At 71.5% G+C, this 18,235-nt stretch carries 15 protein-coding genes and 1 riboswitch; of the genes, 8 read left to right on the forward strand and 7 right to left on the reverse strand.

Annotated features, from left to right (window positions below; all coding sequences use genetic code 11):
* Positions 1-9: 9 nt before the first annotated feature.
* Both ABZ906_RS32910 and ABZ906_RS32915 read right to left on the reverse strand, forming a co-directional pair.
* Complete coding sequence (locus tag ABZ906_RS32910; protein ID WP_361183909.1) at positions 10-1,221, reverse strand: aromatic acid exporter family protein; 1,212 nt, start codon at positions 1,219-1,221, stop codon at positions 10-12.
* A 167-nt stretch (positions 1,222-1,388) separates the two neighbouring features.
* Complete coding sequence (locus ABZ906_RS32915) at positions 1,389-1,544, reverse strand: DUF6131 family protein (RefSeq protein WP_361183912.1); 156 nt, start codon at positions 1,542-1,544, stop codon at positions 1,389-1,391.
* 249 nt (positions 1,545-1,793) lie between these two features.
* Here ABZ906_RS32915 and ABZ906_RS32920 point away from each other — a divergent pair, with 249 nt between their 5' ends.
* A complete protein-coding gene (locus ABZ906_RS32920; RefSeq protein ID WP_361183915.1) occupies positions 1,794-2,447 on the forward strand; it encodes a YceI family protein in 654 nt (217 codons plus the stop codon).
* Between the two features lie 101 nt (positions 2,448-2,548).
* Here ABZ906_RS32920 and cobN read toward each other — a convergent pair whose 3' ends face one another.
* On the reverse strand, positions 2,549-6,145 hold the full coding sequence (gene cobN, locus ABZ906_RS32925) for a cobaltochelatase subunit CobN (protein ID WP_361389519.1): 3,597 nt from the start codon (positions 6,143-6,145) through the stop codon (positions 2,549-2,551).
* A 68-nt stretch (positions 6,146-6,213) separates the two neighbouring features.
* Positions 6,214-6,366: riboswitch (cobalamin riboswitch) on the reverse strand.
* A gap of 48 nt (positions 6,367-6,414) precedes the next feature.
* Between cobN and ABZ906_RS32930 the strand changes: the two genes are divergently transcribed.
* The 3 genes from ABZ906_RS32930 (at position 6,415) to ABZ906_RS32940 (ending at position 9,956) form a co-directional block, all read left to right on the forward strand.
* Positions 6,415-7,722, forward strand: coding sequence for a precorrin-3B synthase (locus tag ABZ906_RS32930; protein ID WP_361389230.1), 1,308 nt, complete (start codon positions 6,415-6,417; stop codon positions 7,720-7,722).
* Positions 7,723-7,785: 63 nt separating this feature from the next.
* Positions 7,786-8,412 (forward strand): precorrin-8X methylmutase, encoded by a 627-nt coding sequence (locus ABZ906_RS32935; RefSeq protein WP_361389233.1) that lies wholly within the window; start codon positions 7,786-7,788, stop codon positions 8,410-8,412.
* Entirely contained in the window at positions 8,409-9,956 is a 1,548-nt protein-coding gene (locus ABZ906_RS32940; RefSeq protein ID WP_361389236.1) for a precorrin-2 C(20)-methyltransferase, read from the forward strand. The genes ABZ906_RS32935 and ABZ906_RS32940 overlap by 4 nt, the downstream gene beginning before the upstream one ends.
* A gap of 19 nt (positions 9,957-9,975) precedes the next feature.
* Here ABZ906_RS32940 and ABZ906_RS32945 read toward each other — a convergent pair whose 3' ends face one another.
* Positions 9,976-10,731 carry a cobalt-precorrin-6A reductase gene (locus ABZ906_RS32945; protein ID WP_361183924.1) on the reverse strand — a complete coding sequence of 252 codons (756 nt, stop codon included), beginning with the start codon at positions 10,729-10,731 and terminating at the stop codon, positions 9,976-9,978.
* Between the two features lie 11 nt (positions 10,732-10,742).
* On the opposite strand from ABZ906_RS32945, the gene ABZ906_RS32950 reads away from it, so the two are divergent.
* Positions 10,743-11,858, forward strand: coding sequence for a cobalt-precorrin-5B (C(1))-methyltransferase (locus ABZ906_RS32950; RefSeq protein ID WP_361389239.1), 1,116 nt, complete (start codon positions 10,743-10,745; stop codon positions 11,856-11,858).
* 82 nt (positions 11,859-11,940) lie between these two features.
* On the forward strand, positions 11,941-12,468 hold the full coding sequence (locus tag ABZ906_RS32955) for a hypothetical protein (RefSeq protein ID WP_361389242.1): 528 nt from the start codon (positions 11,941-11,943) through the stop codon (positions 12,466-12,468).
* Between the two features lie 35 nt (positions 12,469-12,503).
* On the opposite strand, the gene cobM is transcribed toward ABZ906_RS32955, so the two are convergent.
* Both cobM and cbiE read right to left on the reverse strand, forming a co-directional pair.
* Positions 12,504-13,253 carry a precorrin-4 C(11)-methyltransferase gene (gene cobM / locus ABZ906_RS32960; RefSeq protein WP_361389245.1) on the reverse strand — a complete coding sequence of 250 codons (750 nt, stop codon included), beginning with the start codon at positions 13,251-13,253 and terminating at the stop codon, positions 12,504-12,506.
* Positions 13,250-14,566 (reverse strand): precorrin-6y C5,15-methyltransferase (decarboxylating) subunit CbiE, encoded by a 1,317-nt coding sequence (gene cbiE / locus ABZ906_RS32965; RefSeq protein WP_361389248.1) that lies wholly within the window; start codon positions 14,564-14,566, stop codon positions 13,250-13,252. Before cbiE ends, cobM begins: the two co-directional genes overlap by 4 nt.
* A 225-nt stretch (positions 14,567-14,791) precedes the next feature.
* Between cbiE and ABZ906_RS32970 the strand changes: the two genes are divergently transcribed.
* Entirely contained in the window at positions 14,792-15,448 is a 657-nt protein-coding gene (locus tag ABZ906_RS32970; RefSeq protein ID WP_361389251.1) for a maleylpyruvate isomerase N-terminal domain-containing protein, read from the forward strand.
* Here ABZ906_RS32970 and ABZ906_RS32975 read toward each other — a convergent pair.
* The gene (locus tag ABZ906_RS32975; RefSeq protein WP_361389254.1) at positions 15,441-17,216 is read right to left on the reverse strand and encodes an alpha-L-fucosidase; all 1,776 of its coding nucleotides are present in this window, start codon (positions 17,214-17,216) and stop codon (positions 15,441-15,443) included. The two genes, ABZ906_RS32970 and ABZ906_RS32975, sit on opposite strands and share 8 nt — an antisense overlap.
* 307 nt (positions 17,217-17,523) lie before the next feature.
* Between ABZ906_RS32975 and ABZ906_RS32980 the strand changes: the two genes are divergently transcribed.
* A complete protein-coding gene (locus ABZ906_RS32980) occupies positions 17,524-18,234 on the forward strand; it encodes a hypothetical protein (protein ID WP_361389257.1) in 711 nt (236 codons plus the stop codon).
* The last annotated feature ends 1 nt before the right edge of the window (position 18,235 follow it).

Raw genomic sequence — 18,235 nt, forward strand, 5'->3', positions numbered from 1 at the left:
AATAGCTGATCACTTGTCTCGGTCGATGTAGCGCTGGAGCACGTCGCAGGCATGCTGGAATTCCTCCATGAGGCGGGTGGATTCGACGACGAGAACTCCGTAGGGGCGAGCCGGATCGGCAAGCGGAAGGCCGGCCCTGTTCGCTCCGTCGGCCACGTTCCGGCGGCAGTCCTGGGCCTCGTCGGCCAGTTGGCACATCTGCCGGGCCTGCTCGGCGAGGGAGTCCTCGTCCAGGTCGCCGAGCACGCGGGCGATCTTCGCGAGGGACTCGAGGAAGTCGGCGTACACCAGGAGGAAAGCCTGGTCGTTGTACCGGCCGCCCTCCTCTTCGTGCCATTCGTGCAGGCTGCGCGTCAGGGACGCCACCTGGTACAGCGAGCGCTCCAGGGCGGCGAGGACCGCGCCGTACCCCTCGAAGGAGCGGCGGCCGCGATGCCTGCGCAGCAGTCGGCGGGGGTTGAAGTAGAGGCTTTCCTCCGCGGTGCGAAAGCCCTCCTTGGCCTGGGTGATCAGGCCTCCGGTTGCCTCGGCCCGCCGGCGCCACTGCCGCAGGCGCTCCTCGTCCAGCTCGCCGTCCCGCAGCACCGGGAACATGTCGCTCACCAGGTCGCCCAGGGCGGTGGACAGGGAGCGGATGCCGTACTCGGCGCTGCGGTAGCGCATGGGCGGGGCCACCGTGATGTTGACGACGACGCCGATGACGCAGCCGATCAGGACCAGCAGGATGATCTGTCCGAGCTGGGTGACCTTGTCGGCCGCCGAAGTCGCGGCGGCATAGGTGGAGAAGGCGAAGAACGCGGCGGTGGCGACCTGCGGCCCCTGGGCGCCGAGTGCGGGCCAGCGGCCGATGGCCAGGCCGGCGAGGGCGACCAGTACGAACGTCAGCAGGTCGGGGCCGCCCAGGAACCCCAGGACCGCGACCATGGCCACCCCGGCCGCGACCGCCCCCAGGTAGCGCAGCGACTGCAGCAGGGACTGGTACACCGTCACCTGCATGATCAGCACCGCGGAGAACGGGGCGAACGCCGGGGACGGCGCGTCGAGCAGGTAGTAGGAGACGATCCAGGCCAGCGTCGCGGCCAGCGTGCTCTTGAGGACAAGGAGCAGGGTGTGACGTTCGTAGCCCGGGGTCCCGCGGGCCCGCAGCCACCATTGCCGGACACGGTCCAGCCACTCAGGGGTCGCGGCTCGCGTCCGCTGCCCTCCGCCCTCGCCGGCCATGCACCGACTCCGTTCCGTTCAGCAGGTCTAGGGCTCAGCCTGGTACCCGGCGAGGCGGTCCGCATGCGGAGGCGGTAGCGCGAGGGGCACTCAGGTCATGCCGAACAGAACGTTGCGGGCGCAATTCACGGAACGGTGGATACAGCGGGAACGGCACACCGCAGCCCTTACCAATAATGCTTTCGCCCGCCCACCGCGTGACCGACGGAACCCAGAATCCACAGGGCCGCGCCGATGATGACGAGGGCGACGCCGATGGACCACAGGATGGAGATACCGGCCACGAGGCCGATGATGAGCAGGATGATTCCGAGTGCGATCATTTTGCCCTCCGACCCTCAGAATTAATTCAAGTATGCGCCTGTTCGGCGAGGGCGCCAGCGGCACACAGACCCGCGCGTCATGACTAGCCGTGACGACCGGCCACCCAGTCGTACCTCCACATCCGTGCTGATCCTGTGCATCTTTGCAGTCAGTGGCATGGAACTTGGACGAGACCTCCCATCTTGCTGAGCAGTGTCTGCGGACAGCGTGATAACACGGAGTGATCAATTTCAAGGAGACGACGAATCATGGGTATCTTCAGCCGTCGCCAGACCGCGACCCTCGAGCCGACGCCGTCCGTCGGCCCCGGTTCGCCTATCCCCGCGCCCTCTGATGCCGCGCTCGACCCGGCGCTGCGTGCGCTGACCGGGCAGTGGACCATCGACCGCCCGCACAGCCGCATCGGCTTCTCCGTGCGGCACGCGATGGTCACGACGGTGCGAGGTGCCTTCGCGGACTACGACAGCACGCTGTACTTCGACGGAGCCCGGCCCTCCGAATCGCGGGCCGAGATCGTCATCCGGATCGCCAGTGTCGACACCGGCGTGGAACAGCGCGACACCCACCTCATAGGCGCCGACTTCTTCGACGCGCGCCGCCACCCGGAGATGACGTTCCGCAGCACCTCCACGGTCCATGAGGGCGGCGAGACCTTCCGCATGGCCGGGGAACTGACCATCCGCGGCGTCACCCGGCCCGTCGAATTGCAGCTGGACTACCTCGGCTCGGTCGTCGACCCCTTCGGCTTCGAGCGGGCCGGCTTCGACGGCACCACCACCATCGACCGCACCGACTGGGGCCTGGTCTACAACCAGCGCCTGGAGACGGGCGGCGCCATGGTCAGCGAGAAGGTACGGCTGCAGTTCGACATCTCCGCGATCCGGGCCACGCCCCCGGAGTAAGCCCACCGGCGACGGCCCCCACACGTGAACAAGGGAGGGGCCCCGCCCGGAAGCGATTCCAGGTCGGGGCCCCTCCCTTTCACGTGGCGGGAAGCCGGTGCTCAGTCCTCGCCCTCAAGCTCGCCCTCCGTCTCCAGGTACGCCTGGCGCAGGGCCTCGAGGACCGCGGGGTCGGGCTTGGCCCACATGCCGCGGGACTCGGCCTCCAGGAGCCGCTCGGCGATGCCGTGCAGCGCCCAGGGGTTGGCCTCCTTGAGGAATTCACGGTTGGTCGGGTCCAGGACGTACGTCTCGGTGAGCTTGTCGTACATCCAGTCGGCGACCACGCCCGTCGTCGCGTCGTAGCCGAAGAGGTAGTCGACCGTGGCGGCGAGCTCGAAGGCGCCCTTGTAGCCGTGGCGGCGCATCGCCTCGATCCACTTCGGGTTGACCACGCGCGCGCGGAAGACGCGGGACGTCTCCTCGACCAGGGTGCGCGTGCGGACCGTCTCGGGACGGGTGGAGTCACCGATGTACGCCTCTGGGGCGCTGCCCTTGAGCGCGCGGACGGTGGCCACCATGCCGCCGTGGTACTGGAAGTAGTCGTCCGAGTCGGCGATGTCGTGCTCGCGGGTGTCGGTGTTCTTCGCCGCGACCTCGATGCGCTTGTACGCGCTCTCCATCTCCTCGCGCGCCGGACGCCCGTCCAGCTCACGGCCGTAGGCATAGCCGCCCCACACCGTGTAGACCTCGGCGAGATCGGCGTCGGTGCGCCAGTCGCGGGAGTCGATGAGCTGGAGCAGGCCCGCGCCGTACGTGCCCGGACGGGAGCCGAAGATGCGGGTGGTGGCGCGGCGTTCGTCGCCGTGGGCCGCCAGGTCGGCCTGCGCGTGGGCGCGCACGTAGTTCGCCTCGTCGGGCTCCTCCAGCGAGGCGGCGAGGCGCACCGCGTCGTCCAGGAGACCGATGGTGTGCGGGAAGGCGTCGCGGAAGAAGCCGCTGATGCGCAGGGTGACGTCGATGCGCGGGCGGCCCAGCTCCTCCGCGGGGATCGCCTCCAGGCCCGTGACGCGCCGCGAGGCGTCGTCCCAGACCGGGCGGATGCCGAGCAGCGCAAGGGCCTCGGCGATGTCGTCACCGGCGGTGCGCATGGCACTCGTACCCCACAGGGACAGGCCCACCGAGGTCGGCCAGGCGCCGTTGTCGGTGCGGTAGCGCTCCAGGAGCGAGTCGGCCAGGGCCTGGCCGGTCTCCCAGGCGAGTTTCGACGGCACCGCCTTGGGGTCGACGGAGTAGAAGTTGCGGCCGGTCGGCAGGACGTTGACCAGGCCGCGCAGCGGGGAGCCCGAGGGTCCCGCGGGGACGAAGCCACCCTCCAGGGCGTGGACGGCGTGGTCCAGTTCGTCGGTCGTGGAAGCCAGGCGCGGTACGACCTCGCGCACGGCGAAGTCGAGGATGTCGGCGACCGCCTGCGGGTGGCCCGCCGCGACCGTGGCGACGGCCTCCGGCGCCCAGTGGGCGTCCTCCATCGCCTGGACCAGGGCGCGCGCCTGCTCCTCGACCCGGTCGGCGTCGGTGCGGGTGGCCGCCGACTCGTCGAGGCCAAGCGCCTCGCGCAGGCCGGGAAGTGACGCGGTGCCGCCCCAGATCTGGCGGGCGCGCAGGATGGCGAGGACCAGGTTGACGCGGTCGGCGCCGGCCGGGGCGCCGCCCAGGACGTGCAGGCCGTCGCGGATCTGGACGTCCTTGATCTCACAGAGCCAGCCGTCGAGATGCATGATGAACTCGTCGAAGCCCTCGTCCTCGGGGCGGTCTTCGAGCCCCAGGTCGTGGTCGAGCTTGGCGGCCTGGATCAGGGTCCAGATCTGGGCGCGGATCGCGGGCAGCTTCGCCGGGTCCATCGCGGCGATCTGGGCGTGCTCGTCCAGGAGTTGTTCCAGGCGGGCGATGTCGCCGTAGCTGTCGGCGCGGGCCATCGGCGGTACGAGATGGTCCACGAGGGTGGCGTGCACGCGCCGCTTGGCCTGCGTGCCCTCTCCCGGGTCGTTGACCAGGAACGGGTAGATCAGGGGCAGGTCGCCCAGGGCCGCGTCGGGGCCGCAGGCTGCGGACAGGCCCGCGTTCTTGCCGGGCAGCCATTCGAGGTTGCCGTGCTTGCCGAGGTGGATCATCGCGTCGGCGCCGAAGCCGTTGTCGTCGGCGGAGGCGGCGATCCAGCGGTAGGCGGCCAAGTAGTGGTGCGAGGGCGGCAGATCGGGGTCGTGGTAGATCGCGATGGGGTTCTCGCCGAAGCCGCGCGGCGGCTGGATGAGGATGAGCAGGTTGCCGCGGCGCAGGGCGGCAAGGACGATGTCGCCCTCCGGGTTGCGGGAGCGGTCGACGAACATCTCGCCGGGCGCGGGGCCCCAGTGCTCCTCCACGGACTCGCGCAGCTCGGCGGGGAGCGTCGCGAACCAGCGGCGGTAGTCGGCCGCCGGGATACGGACGGGGTTGCGGGCCAGCTGCTCCTCGGTGAGCCACTCCTGGTCGTGGCCGCCCGCCTCGATCAGCGCGTAGATCAGCTCGTCCCCGTCACCGGAGACGAGGCCGGGCACCTCCTCCGTGCCGAAGTCGTAGCCCTCTTCCTGGAGGCGGCGCAGCAGGGCGACGGCGCTGGCGGGGGTGGCCAGGCCCACCGCGTTGCCGATCCGCGAGTGCTTGGTCGGGTACGCGGACAGGACGAGCGCGATGCGCTTGTCGGCGGCCGGGATGTGGCGAAGGCGCGCGTGCCGTACGGCGACACCCGCCACCCGAGCCGCGCGCTCCTCGTCCGCGACATACGCGGGCAGACCGTCCTCGTCGATCTCCTTGAACGAGAACGGCACCGTGATCAGGCGGCCGTCGAACTCGGGGACGGCGATCTGGGTGGCCGCGTCCAGCGGCGATACGCCCTCGTCGTTGTCCTCCCAGGCGGTCCGCGAGCTGGTGAGGCAGAGCGCCTGGAGGATGGGGACGTCGAGACCGCTGAGGGCTCCGGCGTCCCAGGACTCGTCGTCGCCGCCCGCGGAGGCTTCCGCGGGCCGCGTGCCGCCCGCCGCGAGGACCGTGGTCACGATCGCGTCGGCGGAGCGCAGTTCCTCGATGAGTTCGGCCTCGGGGGTACGCAGCGAGGCGACGTACAGCGGCATCGGGCGGGCACCGGCGTCCTCTATCGCGCCGCACAGGGCGTCGATGAAGGCGGTGTTGCCGCTCATGTGGTGGGCGCGGTAGTAGAGCACCGCGACGGTCGGTCCCTCGACCTGGCGGGCGGTGCGCTCCAGCGGGCCCCAGGCGGGCGCGGCGGCGGGCGGTTCGAAGCCGTGGCCGGTGAGCAGCACGGTGTCGGAGAGGAACCGGGCCAGCTGCTCCAGGTTGTCCGGGCCGCCGTGGGCCAGATAGGCGTGGGCCTCCGCCGCAAGGCCGATGGGGACGGTCGAGGCGGCCATCAGCTGGGCGTCGGGGGCCTGTTCGCCGGTGAGGACGACCACGGGGCGCCCGGTGGCGATGACTTGGTCGAGGCCGTCCTGCCAGGCGCGTACGCCGCCCAGGAGACGTACGACGACCAGATCGGCGCCGTCCAGGAGCTGCGGAAGGTCCTCGAGCGCGAGCCGGGAGGGGTTCGCGTAGCGGTAGGCGACCGGGCCGCTTGCGGCGCGGGCGCTGAGCAGGTCGGTGTCGGACGTCGACAGGAGCAGGATCATGCGGCGTCGTGCCTTCCTCGGGGTGTCCACGCCCCGGGTGGTGTCGATGGCGTCTCCCCTGCTCGAGCGGACGAGAGCTCGGGGAAGGGAGTTCCTGACTCACCCGGCACCAGGGCCGGGCTCACAGTGGCGGGACCGCGCCGGAATCTCACCGGGCTTCCTCCCCTTGTCGCCGTCTGTGGCGACGACGGGCCGGCCGGCCCGTCGCTAGAAATACTAAGGGCCGATCAACTACCGGGGGGCAGGCGGACCTGCTGCGATAGGTCGGTATGCTCGCCGCCATGCCCCCATCGGTCCCCTCGCCTGCGGTTCCGGGAGACGAGTCTGCCCGCAGCCGCGGTGACGCCTGCCCCGGGACGCTTCGGCTGCACCGGGCGGACGACGGGGCTTTGGCGCGCGTCCGTATTCCGAGCGGGGTCCTGAACGCGGGGCAGGCCGATGTGCTGCGGGAGCTGGCGGAGCGCCTCGGAGACGACGAGTTGCATCTCACATCGCGCGGCAACGTCCAGCTGCGCGGCCTCGGTGCGGACTGCGGCGGCGAACTGGCTCATGTCCTCGCCGGTGCGGGGCTGTTGCCCTCCGAACGCCACGAGCGTGCCCGCAATGTGGTGGCTTCGCCGCTCTCGGGTCTCGACGGCCGGGGAGAGCGGGACATCCGCGCGTGGCTGTCCGCCCTGGACGAACTGCTGTGCGCCAGCGACCAGGCCGCCGATTTGTCCGGCCGGTTCCTGTTCGCGCTCGACGACGGCCGCGGTGACGTGGGCGCTCTCGGCGGGGACGTGACCCTGACGGCGCGGGGCGACGACGAAGCACTGCTGCGGATCGGCCCGGCGCGGGATGCCGTACTCGTACGTTCCGCGCAGGCGCCGCGGGCCGCCCTCATCGCCGCCGAGGCCTTCCTGGACCAGGCGGCCGGCACGGGCGCCTGGCGGGTGACGGATCTGCCCGGCGGCACCGGCCCTCTCCTCGACGCGGTCGTACGCCGGTTGCGGCAGGCCGAGTTCGGCCACGCCCTCGCCGCCGCCCCGCTCCCCCGGGACGTCGGCGGTCCCGACCTCGGCGTCGTGCCGGGGCCGCACGGGACGGACGCGCTCTCCCTGGGCCTGCCGCTGGGACGCGTCGGCGCGACCCAGTGGCGGACACTGACCGACACCGCACGCGACCACGGCAACGGCGAGTTGCGCCTGACGCCCTGGCGCGGGATCGTCCTGCCGGGAGTCGAGCGCTCGAAGGCCGCGGAACTCCTGGAGAACCTGCGGACCGCCGGGCTCGTCACCGCGTCCGCATCGCCCTGGACCGGCGTGGGAGCCTGCATCGGCAGGCCCGGCTGCGCCAAGTCCCTGGACGACGTACGCGCCACCGCGACGGCCGCCCTCGGCCCGGTGGGGGCGCTGCCCGTGTACTGGTCGGGATGCGCACGCCGGTGCGGCCATCCCCACGGAGAGTGGATCGACGTCGTCGCCACCCCCGAGGGGTACGAGATCTCTCACGTACACGGCGAGAAACGGGACACCCCGGCGACCGTCCCCGGCAGCCCGGGGGCTCTCGCCGCCGCCGTGGCCGCGGCCCGCCGCTGACACGACATGAACGACCTCGCGACACCTGACTGTTCCATGCCCTATCAAGAGAGCGAACGCACTGTGCATCAGTACGAGAAGGACGGACCGGCGATCTACCGCCAGTCCTTCGCCACGATCCGCGCGGAGGCGGATCTGGCGGGCCTGCCCGCCGACGTCAGCCAGGTCGCGGTCCGCATGATCCACGCCTGCGGCATGGTCGACCTCGTACGCGACCTCGCTTTCACCCCGGACGTGGTGGCCAGGGCCCGCGAGGCCCTGCGCGCGGGCGCCCCCATCCTGTGCGACGTGGCCATGGTCGCCAGCGGCGTCACCCGCAAGCGGCTGCCCGCGGACAACGACGTCGTGTGCACCCTGTCCGACCCGGCGGTGCCCGACCTGGCGGCCAAGCTCGGCACCACCCGCAGCGCCGCCGCCCTGGAGCTGTGGCGCGATCGGATGGAGGGCTCGGTCATAGCCGTCGGCAACGCGCCCACCGCCCTGTTCCGGCTGCTCGAAATGATCGAGGAGGGCGCCCCGCGCCCCGCCGCCGTGATCGGTGTGCCCGTCGGCTTCGTCGGCGCCATGGAGTCCAAGGACGCCCTGGCCGCGCACCCCTCCGGCCTTGAACACATGATCGTGCGCGGCCGCCGGGGCGGCAGCGCCATCGCGGCCGCCGCACTCAACGCGATCGCCAGCGAGGAAGAATGAGCGTGAGCGAGCACGTGAGCGAGCACAACACAGGCCGTCTGTACGGTGTGGGCCTCGGCCCCGGCGATCCGTCCCTGATGACCCTGCGGGCGGTGGAAGTCATCACCGGGGCCGACGTCATCGCCTATCACAGCGCCCGGCACGGACGGTCCATCGCCCGGTCCATCGCCGCCAAGCACCTGCGCGCCGACCACATCGAGGAAGCGCTGGTCTACCCCGTCACGACGGAGACCACCGACCACCCCGGCGGCTACCGGGGCGCGATGGAGGACTTCTACACCGAGGCCGCGGCGCGCCTCGCGGTGCACCTGGACGCCGGACGCACGGTCGCCGTCCTCGCGGAGGGCGACCCGCTCTTCTACGGCTCGTACATGCACATGCACAAGCGGCTCGCCGATCGCTATCCCACCGAGGTGATCCCCGGTGTGACCTCCGTCAGCGCGGCGGCCGCCCGGCTCGGCACCCCGCTCGCCGAGGGCGAGGAAGTCCTCACCATCCTGCCCGGCACCCTGCCGGAGGACGAGCTGACCGCCCGCCTTGCCGCCACCGACGCGGCGGTGGTGATGAAGCTGGGCCGTACGTTCCCCGCGGTGCGCCGCGCCTTCGAGACCTCCGGACGCCTGCCCGAGGCCCACTACGTCGAGCGCGCCACGATGGCCGGCGAGCGCATCGACGATCTTGCCGCGGTCGACGCCGGCTCCGTGCCGTACTTCGCGGTCGCGGTCCTGCCCAGCCGGATCGACGCACCCCGGCCCGGGCGCGCCCCGGACTCCGGCGAGGTGGCCGTGGTCGGTACCGGTCCCGCCGGGCCGCTGTGGCTCACGCCCGAGACCCGCGGAGTCCTCGCCGCCGCCGACGACGTGGTCGGCTACACCACCTACCTGGAGCGCGTTCCGGTCCGTCCGGGGCAGGTGCGCCACGGCTCCGACAACAAGGTCGAGTCCGAGCGCGCCGAGTTCGCCCTGGATCTGGCCCGGCGCGGGCGACGCGTGGCCGTGGTCTCCGGCGGCGATCCGGGTGTCTTCGCCATGGCGACGGCCGTCCTCGAAGTGGCCTCCCAGAAGCAGTACGCGGACCTGCCCGTGCGGGTGCTTCCGGGGGTGACGGCGGCCAACGCGGCCGCCGCCCGCGCGGGCGCTCCGCTGGGCCACGACTACGCCACGATCTCGCTCTCCGACCGGCTCAAGCCCTGGGAGGTCATCGCGGAGCGGCTGCGGGCGGCGGCCTCGGCCGATCTGGTGCTCGCGCTGTACAACCCCGGCTCCCGCAGCCGGACCTGGCAGGTCGGCAAGGCGCGTGATCTGCTGCTCGAACACCGCTCGCCGGACACGCCCGTGGTGCTGGGCCGCGATGTCGGCGGCCCGGCCGAGAGCGTGCGCACCGTGCGGCTCGCCGATCTCGATCCGGCCGAGGTGGACATGCGCACGATCCTGCTCGTCGGCTCCTCGCAGACCCGCTGGGAGCAGCGGGGCGACGGCCAGCAGATCGTGTGGACGCCGCGCCGCTACCCGGAGGACGCGGCGGGCGGCTCCCCGCAGGAGTAGGGCTCGGTTGCTGCTAGGCCTAGGCCTGGCCGCCGCCGAGTGCGCGCAGCCAGGTCAGGGCCTCCTGCGGGGTGGCGGCCACGCTCACGCCCTCCGGCACCGGCGGCCTGCGCACCACGACCACCGGGATGCCTGCCTCGCGGGCCGCGGCCAGCTTGGGGGCGGTGGCGGCGCCGCCGCTGTCCTTCGTGACGACGACATCGATGCGATGGCGGCGGATCAGCTCGCGCTCCCCCTCCAGGGTGAACGGGCCGCGGTCGAGCAGTACCTCCATCCGCGCGGGGTGCGGCGCGTCCGGGGCGTCCACCGAACGCATCAGGAACCACAGCCGGTCCAGGCCGGCGAAGGCGGCAAGTCCCATGCGCCCCGTGGTGAGGAAGACACGCTGCCCCAGCGCGGGCAGCGCGTCGGCCGCCTCGGCCAGCGAGCCGACCGGATGCCAGGTGTCGCCCTCGCCCGGCACCCAGCCGGGCCGGCGCAGCGCCAGCAGGGGAACATGGGCGGCAGCGGCGGCAGCGGCCGCGTTGAAACTGATCGTCTCGGCGAAAGGATGGGTGGCATCGATGAGCGCGCTCACCTGGTGTGTCCGCAGCCACGCGGCAAGCCCGTCGGCTCCGCCGAAGCCGCCCACGCGCACCTCGCCCGGCGGCAGCTTCGGGCTTGCCACCCGTCCGGCGAGCGAGCTGGTCACTCTCGCTCCGGCGGGCAGCTCCGCCACCAGGCTCTCGGCCAGGCGGCGGGCCTCGGTCGTCCCGCCCAGTACCAAAACGTGCATCGGGTCCATCCATGAGTGAGGCGAAAGGCGGGCGCAGCGCCCAACTCAAGCACACCGGTCTGCGACCCGGCTGGACGACCGGTGCCTGCGCGACCGCCGCGGCCACGGCCGCCTACACGGCCCTGCTCAGCGGCGACTTCCCCGACCCGGTGACCATCACCCTGCCCAAGGGCCAGACACCGGCCTTCGCCCTGGCCGTCGAGGAGCTGGCCGAGGGGCGGGCGACCGCGGGCGTGGTCAAGGACGCGGGCGACGACCCCGACGTGACGCACGGCGCGCTGGTACGGGTCACCGCCCGGCGGCTGCCGCCGGGCTCGGGTGTGGTCTTCAAGGCGGGGCCAGGCGTGGGCACGGTCACCCTGCCCGGGCTGCCCCTCGACGTCGGCGAACCCGCGGTCAATCCCGTGCCCCGCCAGATGATCCGCGACCACGTCGCCCGGGTCGCCGCGGAGCACGGAGGCTCGGGTGACGTCGAGATCACCGTCTCCGTGGACCACGGCGAGGAGATCGCCCGCTCCACCTGGAACCCCCGCCTCGGCATCCTGGGCGGCCTGTCGATCCTGGGCACGACCGGCATCGTGGTGCCCTACTCCTGCTCGGCGTGGATCGACTCGATCCGCCGCGGCGTGGACGTGGCACGTGCCGCGGGGCACACGCACGTGGCGGGCTGTACGGGATCGACCTCCGAGAAGACGGTGGTGGCCGAGTACGGCCTGCCGGAGATCGCCCTCCTGGACATGGGGGACTTCGCGGGCGCGGTGCTCAAGTACGTGCGCCGCCACCCCGTGGACCGCCTCACGGTGTGCGGCGGGTTCGCCAAACTCTCCAAGCTCGCCGCAGGACACCTCGACCTGCACTCGGCCCGCTCCCAGGTCGACAAGCCCTTCCTGGCCGCGCTCGCCCGCCGGGGCGGCGCGGACGAAGCCCTGGCGGCCGAGGTGGAAGTCGCCAACACGGGCCTGGCAGCACTCCAGTTGTGCCAGGCACGGGGCGTACCGCTCGGCGACCTGGTGGCCGTGGCGGCCCGCGACGAGGCGCTGTCGGTCCTGCGGGGCGCGCCGGTGGCCGTGGACGTCATCTGCATCGACCGGGCGGGCACGGTGGTGGGACGCAGCAGCGTGCGCTGAGGATCGCGCCGGAGCGTGCGTCGGGAATGCGTCCCGGAATTAATTCAGCCCCGGCCACCCGCCGCTCTGCCACCATGCCCGCATGGGGAACACACAGGCGTGGCCGGTTCTGCGGACGACGGACTTGTCCGAGGCGTTGGACCTTGCCGAGAAATTGCTGTCGGTCACGGCCTCGTACGAGCCCGACGGTTGTTACGTGGACGCGTGGGCCCGGGACGAGGACGTGCTGCGGCAGTTGACCGACAGGAATCCCGCGGCCAGGGTCGCGTGGTACGGCGAGGGGCAAACCGGGTTTCCGGCGAATGTGCAGCTGGGTGTCTCCAGTGTCGCCGAGGCGCGTGCGGCCCTGGTGAGTTGGGCCGACGTCACGAGGTGCTACCTCCTGTGGTGCCACATGTTGTGGCCGGAGGTACCGGAGCTGGGGATCGGCGAGGAGTACAAATACGCCGAGTTGGAGGTGGCGTGCAACAGCCACGACATCCACTGCGAGGAGTGGGCGGCGGAGCACACGGTGTTCGTTCACGCGCGGCAGGGCGACGACGAGCGTGCCGCGCGGCTGGCGGCGCAGGTCGGGGCCCGCGTCGTCGGGCCCTCCGAGTTCGGGTGGTAGCACCCTCGCCGTCGCCGCATCGGCCGTACCCGATCTCAGCAGGCGTGCCGGTCGCGCTCCGGTGAGTACAGGTGGCTGTCGCGGAACTGCTCCGCGCCCAGGGTGCGGCCGACCATGATGACGGCGGTGCGGATCACGCCCGCCGCCTTCACCTGCGCCGCGATCTCGTCGAGGGTGCCGCGCAGGATGAGCTCGTCCGGACGGGAGGCCAGGGCGACGACGGCGGTGGGGCAGTCGGCTCCGTAGTGCGGCAGAAGTTCCTCGACCACGCGGTCCACGTACTTGGCGGCCAGGTGCAGCACGATCAGGGCTCCGCTGCGGCCCAGCGTGGCCAGGTCCTCGCCCTCGGGCATCGCGGTGGCGCGATGGGCGATCCGGGTCAGGATGACGGTCTGGCCCACGGTCGGGACGGTCAGCTCCCGCTTGAGCGCCGCCGCGGCAGCCGCGAACGCGGGCACCCCCGGCACCACCTCGTAGGGCACGCCCGCCTCGTCCAGGCGCCGCATCTGCTCGTTGACGGCGCTGAAGACGGACGGGTCGCCCGAGTGCAGGCGGGCCACGTCGTGACCCTGCTGGTGGGCGGTGACGAGTTCGGCGGTGATCTCGTCGATGTCCAGCTGCGCGGTGTCGACCAGACGGGCGTCCTCGGGGCACTCGGCGAGCAGTTCGAGGGGCACCAGACTGCCCGCGTACAGGCACACTCCGCAGGCGGCGAGGGTGCGCGCGCCGCGCACCGTGATCAGGTCGGCCGCACCGGGCCCCGCGCCGATGAAGTACACGGTCATTGGTTGTCTCCTGAGGGTTCTGCGGGGGCTTCTGCTGAGGGTTCCGCGGTGGGAGGCGTCGAGGGTTTGCGTACGGACCACTGGGTGACCGGCATCGCCTGGCGCCAGCCGGTGAAGCCGCCGACGGGCACCGCGTGCGCGACGGCGAGGCGGACCAGATCCCCGCCGTGCCTGCGGTATCGCTCGGTGAGCAGCGCCTCGGACTCCAGCGTGACCGTGTTGGCGACGAGGCGGCCACCGGCGGGCAGCGCCTCCCAGCAGGCGTCGAGCAGGCCGGGCACGGTGAGCCCGCCGCCGATGAACACGGCATCCGGCGTGGGCAGTTCGCCGAGGCTCTCGGGGGCCCGGCCGGAGATCACGCGCAGGGCGGGCACCCCGAGGTGTGCGGCGTTGCGCTCGATGCGCTGGGCCCGCACCGGGTCGCGCTCCACGGTGATCGCCCGGCAGGAGGGGTGGGTGCGCATCCACTCGATGGCCACGGACCCGGAGCCGCCGCCGATGTCCCACAGGAGCTCGCCGGGGGCCGGTGCGAGCACCCCGAGGGTGGCGGCGCGCACGTGGCGCTTGGTGAGCTGCCCGTCGTGCTCGTACGCCGTGTCGGGCAGCCCGGGGACGGCGCCGAGACGCAGGGCTTCGGGGTCGCGTCGGCATTCGATCGCGATGACGTTCAGCGGGTCGCCGGGCGGGTGCGCCCAGGTGTCCGCGGTTCCTTCGACACATGCCTCGTTCTCGCCGCCGAGCTGTTCGAGAACGCGGACCGGGCTGGGCCCGAAGCCCTGCTCCCGCAACAGCTCGGCGACCACGGCGGGCGTGGTCGCGTCCGCGCTGAGCACCAGAACCCGGCGACCGTCGTGCAGGGCCGCGGCGAGGCGGGCCGCGGGCCGCCCGACCAGGGTGACGACCTCGGTGTCCTCCAGCGGCCAGCCGACACGGGCGCAGGCATACGAAACGGACGACGGGTGGGGCAGGATGCGCAGCCCGTCGGGGCCAAGGATCTCGGTGAGCGCCCGGCCGATGCCGTAGAACATCGGGTCCCCGCTGGCCAGAACGGCGATCCTGCTCCCCGCGTGCGCGGCGAGCAGACCCGGCACGGCAGGCCGCAACGGCGAGGGCCACGGCACGCGCCGTCCCGCGCACTCCTCCGGCAGCAGATCCAGCTGACGCTGCCCGCCGATGAGCACCTGTGCCTCGGCAAGAGCCGTGCGCGCCGCGCCGGGCAGTCCGCCCCACCCGTCGGCTCCGATCCCCACCACGCTCACCGCAGGAGAGAACGCTGCAGGCGGGAGGGGGTGTACGGCGGATGCGGGGGTCACGGACGGTACCTCGGTGTTCGGGGGCTGACGCACCCGAACTCTACTGTCCGACCACTTCCGGACACCGGCCAGGTGGCCCCTCCGGCCGATCGGCGGAGCAGGTCGTGCCGGACGGCTGCAGTCCAGGGGGCCGCACGCCGTACCCCCCCTGTCGTGCGCCAAGAGCGCCTGCCGACCGCTCCCATACGCTTGTCCGGCTTTGCGGCGCCGCACTACCTTTGCGGCGTGGATCTCTTCTCAAGCTCCTGGGCAGCCCTGCGCGCGGCCGTCGCCGAACTGCCGGACGAGGACTTCGCGCGGCCATCCGGCTGTGCCGGCTGGCTCGTGCGGGACCTGGCCTGCCATCTGATCGTCGACGCGCAGGACGTCCTGATCACCCTCGTGACCCCCGCCGACACGGAACCGACCCTCGACGCGCTCACCTACTGGGACGTCACCGCGACGCCGCCGACCGGCGAGGACCCCCTGGACGCGCTGACCGTCCGCCTCGCGGCCGCCTACGGCGAGCCCTGGCTTCTCAAGTTCCACCTCGACGACGTGGGCGCGGCCGCCGGTCGCGCCGCCGAACTCGCCGATCCCGAGAGCCGGGTGAGCACCCGCGACGAGGTCCTCACCGCCGGCGACTACCTGATGACGTACGTCATGGAATGGACCCTGCACCACCTGGATCTGATCGCCCACCTCCCCCACGTCGCCGGGCCTCCCGCGCCGCCGCTCGCCCGCTGCCGCGAGATGCTGGAGGACATCGCCGGATTCGGGTTCCCCAAGTCGTTCTCCGACACGGACGCCCTGCTGATCGGCACCGGTCGACGGGCGCCGACCGATGCGGAGCAGGCCGAACTGGGCGAGCTGGCCGCGAAGCTCCCGCTCGTCCTCAACTGATCCCCGGCCGCTCCCTGCCCACGGGCTTTCCGGCGGGGGCGACCCGCAACGAGTCCAGGCGCAGGCCCAGTTCCTCCCCCGCGTGCCCGGGCGCCGCCAAAGTGATGGTCACGGGGGTCACCTTCCCTCCTCGTACGGAGAAGGGGCCGACGGCACCCCGGGTCAGGTCCGCGCCCTTCACGAGCCGGGAGTGCTTGCCGACCTGCACCCGGTAGAGCGCTTCCGGCCGCGCCTCCCCGCGGACCGCGACCGACAGCCTCCCGGCCCGCTCGGTGCTGAGGTGGGCGGTGTGGCGCACGGTGGTCCGCTTCGTGCTGGAGTAGCTGCCGTCGTCGGCGTAGCTGTAGCCGTGCTCGATGTCGGCGCCCTCCAGGACGGCCTCGTGGTCCGGGCCGAGGGCGACCGTGTGCTGCGGGATGATCCGCAGCTTGCCGGCGAGTTCGGCCTTCACGACCGGCAGGACCTTGTCGCGTGGCCGCTCGGGCAGCGTCACGACGAGGTCGTCGCCGTCCCGGCGCCAGTCGAGCCGGTCCTTCGAGCCGTCCTCGCGGACGTCGCGCACGGAGGTGGCCAGGCCCGGCAGCCGGAGTTCGCCGGATTTGGGCCACTGGGTCACGTGCAGGAACAGGTCGCGGTCGTTGACGGTGACCTCGCCCCAGGGCTGTCCGCCGAAGCGGGTGGCCGAGGCGCCGAGTACGGCGCCGGGGTGGCGGTCCAGCCAGTCGCCCATGCCGCGCAGGACGTCGGCCTCGAACTCCACGACCGAACCGTCGCCGCGCGGGCCGATGTTGAGCAGGTAGTTGCCGCCGCGGGCGCGCACGCCCGTCAGGCCGCCGACCAGGTCCTTGATCTTGCCGGGCAGGTCTTCGCGCTTCTGCCAGCTGCGGTATCCCCAGGTCTCGTGGTAGATCGACGCGGGGGTCTGCCAGGCGCCGTCGAGCGCCACCGCCGGGATCTCGTTGTCGCCGAGGGTGCGGAAGTCGCCCTTGTTGTTCCACACCCGGCTGTTGATCGCCGCCCGCGGCTGGAGTTCGCGGACGATCCCGGCGAATTTCCGGCTCTGCGCGGCCGTGGGCGACGACATGTCGAACCACACCTCGGCGATGTCGCCGTAGTTCGTCATCAGTTCGCGCAGCTGGCCCTCGATGACCGGCTCCATGGACGCGGGGATCGGATTGTTGTTGTTGCCGTCGAAGTCATGGCCCTGGTGCCAGTCGACCAGCGAGAAGTAGAAGCCGAACTTCAGTCCCTGGCCGCGGCATTCGTCCGCGAGCGCCTTCAGCGGGTCCTTCTTGTACGGGGTCGCGTCGACGACGTCATAGCCGGTGGTGTCGGTGTCGAACATGGAGAAGCCGTCGTGGTGCTTGCTGGTGATGACCACGTACCGCATCCCCGCCCGCTTGGCGAGGGAGCAGATCTCCTTGGGGTCGAAGCGGTCGGGCCTGAACCGCTGGGCGACGTCGAGGTACTCCTCCTCGGAGATGTCCGCCCACATCTGGATCTGTTCGCTGTAGCCCTTGGTGACCGGTTTCCCCTTCCACACCCCGCCCAGTTCGGAGAACAGGCCCCAGTGGATGAACATCCCGAACTGGAGCCGCTGCCAGGCCGCGAGGTCCTTGTCGTCGCTGGTCTCGATCTCGCCGGGAATGCCCTGCGTGCGGGGACCGTCGTCCCGGTCCGCCTGCGTGGCGACCGCTGCGGGAGGGCTTGCCACTGCTGCTCCGAGGGCGAGCAGGAGGGCCAGCATGACGCCGAGCACCTTGCGCATCACGAATCTCCTCTACACCTGTCCCCGGCCGTCGAGTCATCCGATGTTAGGAGCCCATTCGGATGCGCTACGGGCCACAAGGGAAGCTTGGGGGCGCGTACATCGGATGTTAAGGGCGCGAAGGCGTGACGTCACCACCCCCGGCAGACCGGATTGCGGCAGATACCGTTTTCTATGCCGGGGCACTCAACTCACGCCTATCCATTGAGTGTTCACCTACCCCCATGCTAGAAACCGTTTACTCTCCACCCGGCGCACGGATGGTCTACGTCACGCGACCCCATCCCCCCACTCGCAAGGAGCCCCCATGCGCAAGCGAACCGGTACGCTCACGGCCGCCGCTTCTTCACTGGTCCTGCTCACCGCCGCCCCCGCCGACGCCTCCGTCATCTGGAACGGGGACGCCTCCGGAGGCACCGGAGTCTTCTCCTCCACTCTCTGCGACAGCCCCGGCGGCGTCACCGCGCAGGACAACGGCGACGGCCGCGGGCAGGTCTTCAAGTTCAACAAGCCGCTCGGCCTGGAGCGTTGCGAGGCCCACGGCATCAGCGTCGGCGGCTCGCGCTACACCTTCAAGAACAACTCGACGTACTGGATCGGCTGGGACACCTCCACCAACACCCCGGACGCGGGCACGATCTTCCAGTGGAAGTCGTACGGCACCAACGACCAGCACCAGCAGAACTACCCGGTGCTGATGAAGGTCGAGGGCGGCGAGCTCAAGCTGTTCCACATCGAGGTCGGCGAGAAGTGGACCCTGAAGTGGTCGACGCCCGTCACGACCAGTACGTACAAGCGCATCGTGCTCGGCATCCACACCTCCTCCGACGCCTCCACCGGATGGGTGTCGGCCTTCTACAACGGCACCAAGGTCGCCGAGTTCTCCGGCCGCACCTGGGACGACCTGGGCAACGACACCCGGTTCGGCTCCTACGGCTCCGAGGTCAAGGACAAGCGGGTCATCAACTGGATCGACGGGCTCAAGGTCGGCACGACGTACGGAGACGTGGACAACTAGA

Source organism: Streptomyces sp. NPDC046925, assembly GCF_040644915.1.
GTDB lineage: Bacteria > Actinomycetota > Actinomycetes > Streptomycetales > Streptomycetaceae > Streptomyces.

Excerpts from the sequence above, each read along its gene's own strand:
- ABZ906_RS32910 (WP_361183909.1), bottom strand. The coding sequence starts at position 1,221 with ATGGCCGGCGAGGGCGGAGGGCAGCGGACGCGAGCCGCGACCCCTGAG.
- ABZ906_RS32915 (WP_361183912.1), bottom strand. The coding sequence starts at position 1,544 with ATGATCGCACTCGGAATCATCCTGCTCATCATCGGCCTCGTGGCCGGT.
- ABZ906_RS32920 (WP_361183915.1), top strand. The coding sequence starts at position 1,794 with ATGGGTATCTTCAGCCGTCGCCAGACCGCGACCCTCGAGCCGACGCCG.
- cobN (WP_361389519.1), bottom strand. The coding sequence starts at position 6,145 with ATGATCCTGCTCCTGTCGACGTCCGACACCGACCTGCTCAGCGCCCGC.
- ABZ906_RS32930 (WP_361389230.1), top strand. The coding sequence starts at position 6,415 with ATGCTCGCCGCCATGCCCCCATCGGTCCCCTCGCCTGCGGTTCCGGGA.
- ABZ906_RS32940 (WP_361389236.1), top strand. The coding sequence starts at position 8,409 with ATGAGCGTGAGCGAGCACGTGAGCGAGCACAACACAGGCCGTCTGTAC.
- ABZ906_RS32945 (WP_361183924.1), bottom strand. The coding sequence starts at position 10,731 with ATGCACGTTTTGGTACTGGGCGGGACGACCGAGGCCCGCCGCCTGGCC.
- ABZ906_RS32950 (WP_361389239.1), top strand. The coding sequence starts at position 10,743 with ATGAGTGAGGCGAAAGGCGGGCGCAGCGCCCAACTCAAGCACACCGGT.
- ABZ906_RS32955 (WP_361389242.1), top strand. The coding sequence starts at position 11,941 with ATGGGGAACACACAGGCGTGGCCGGTTCTGCGGACGACGGACTTGTCC.
- cobM (WP_361389245.1), bottom strand. The coding sequence starts at position 13,253 with ATGACCGTGTACTTCATCGGCGCGGGGCCCGGTGCGGCCGACCTGATC.
- ABZ906_RS32975 (WP_361389254.1), bottom strand. The coding sequence starts at position 17,216 with ATGCGCAAGGTGCTCGGCGTCATGCTGGCCCTCCTGCTCGCCCTCGGA.
- ABZ906_RS32980 (WP_361389257.1), top strand. The coding sequence starts at position 17,524 with ATGCGCAAGCGAACCGGTACGCTCACGGCCGCCGCTTCTTCACTGGTC.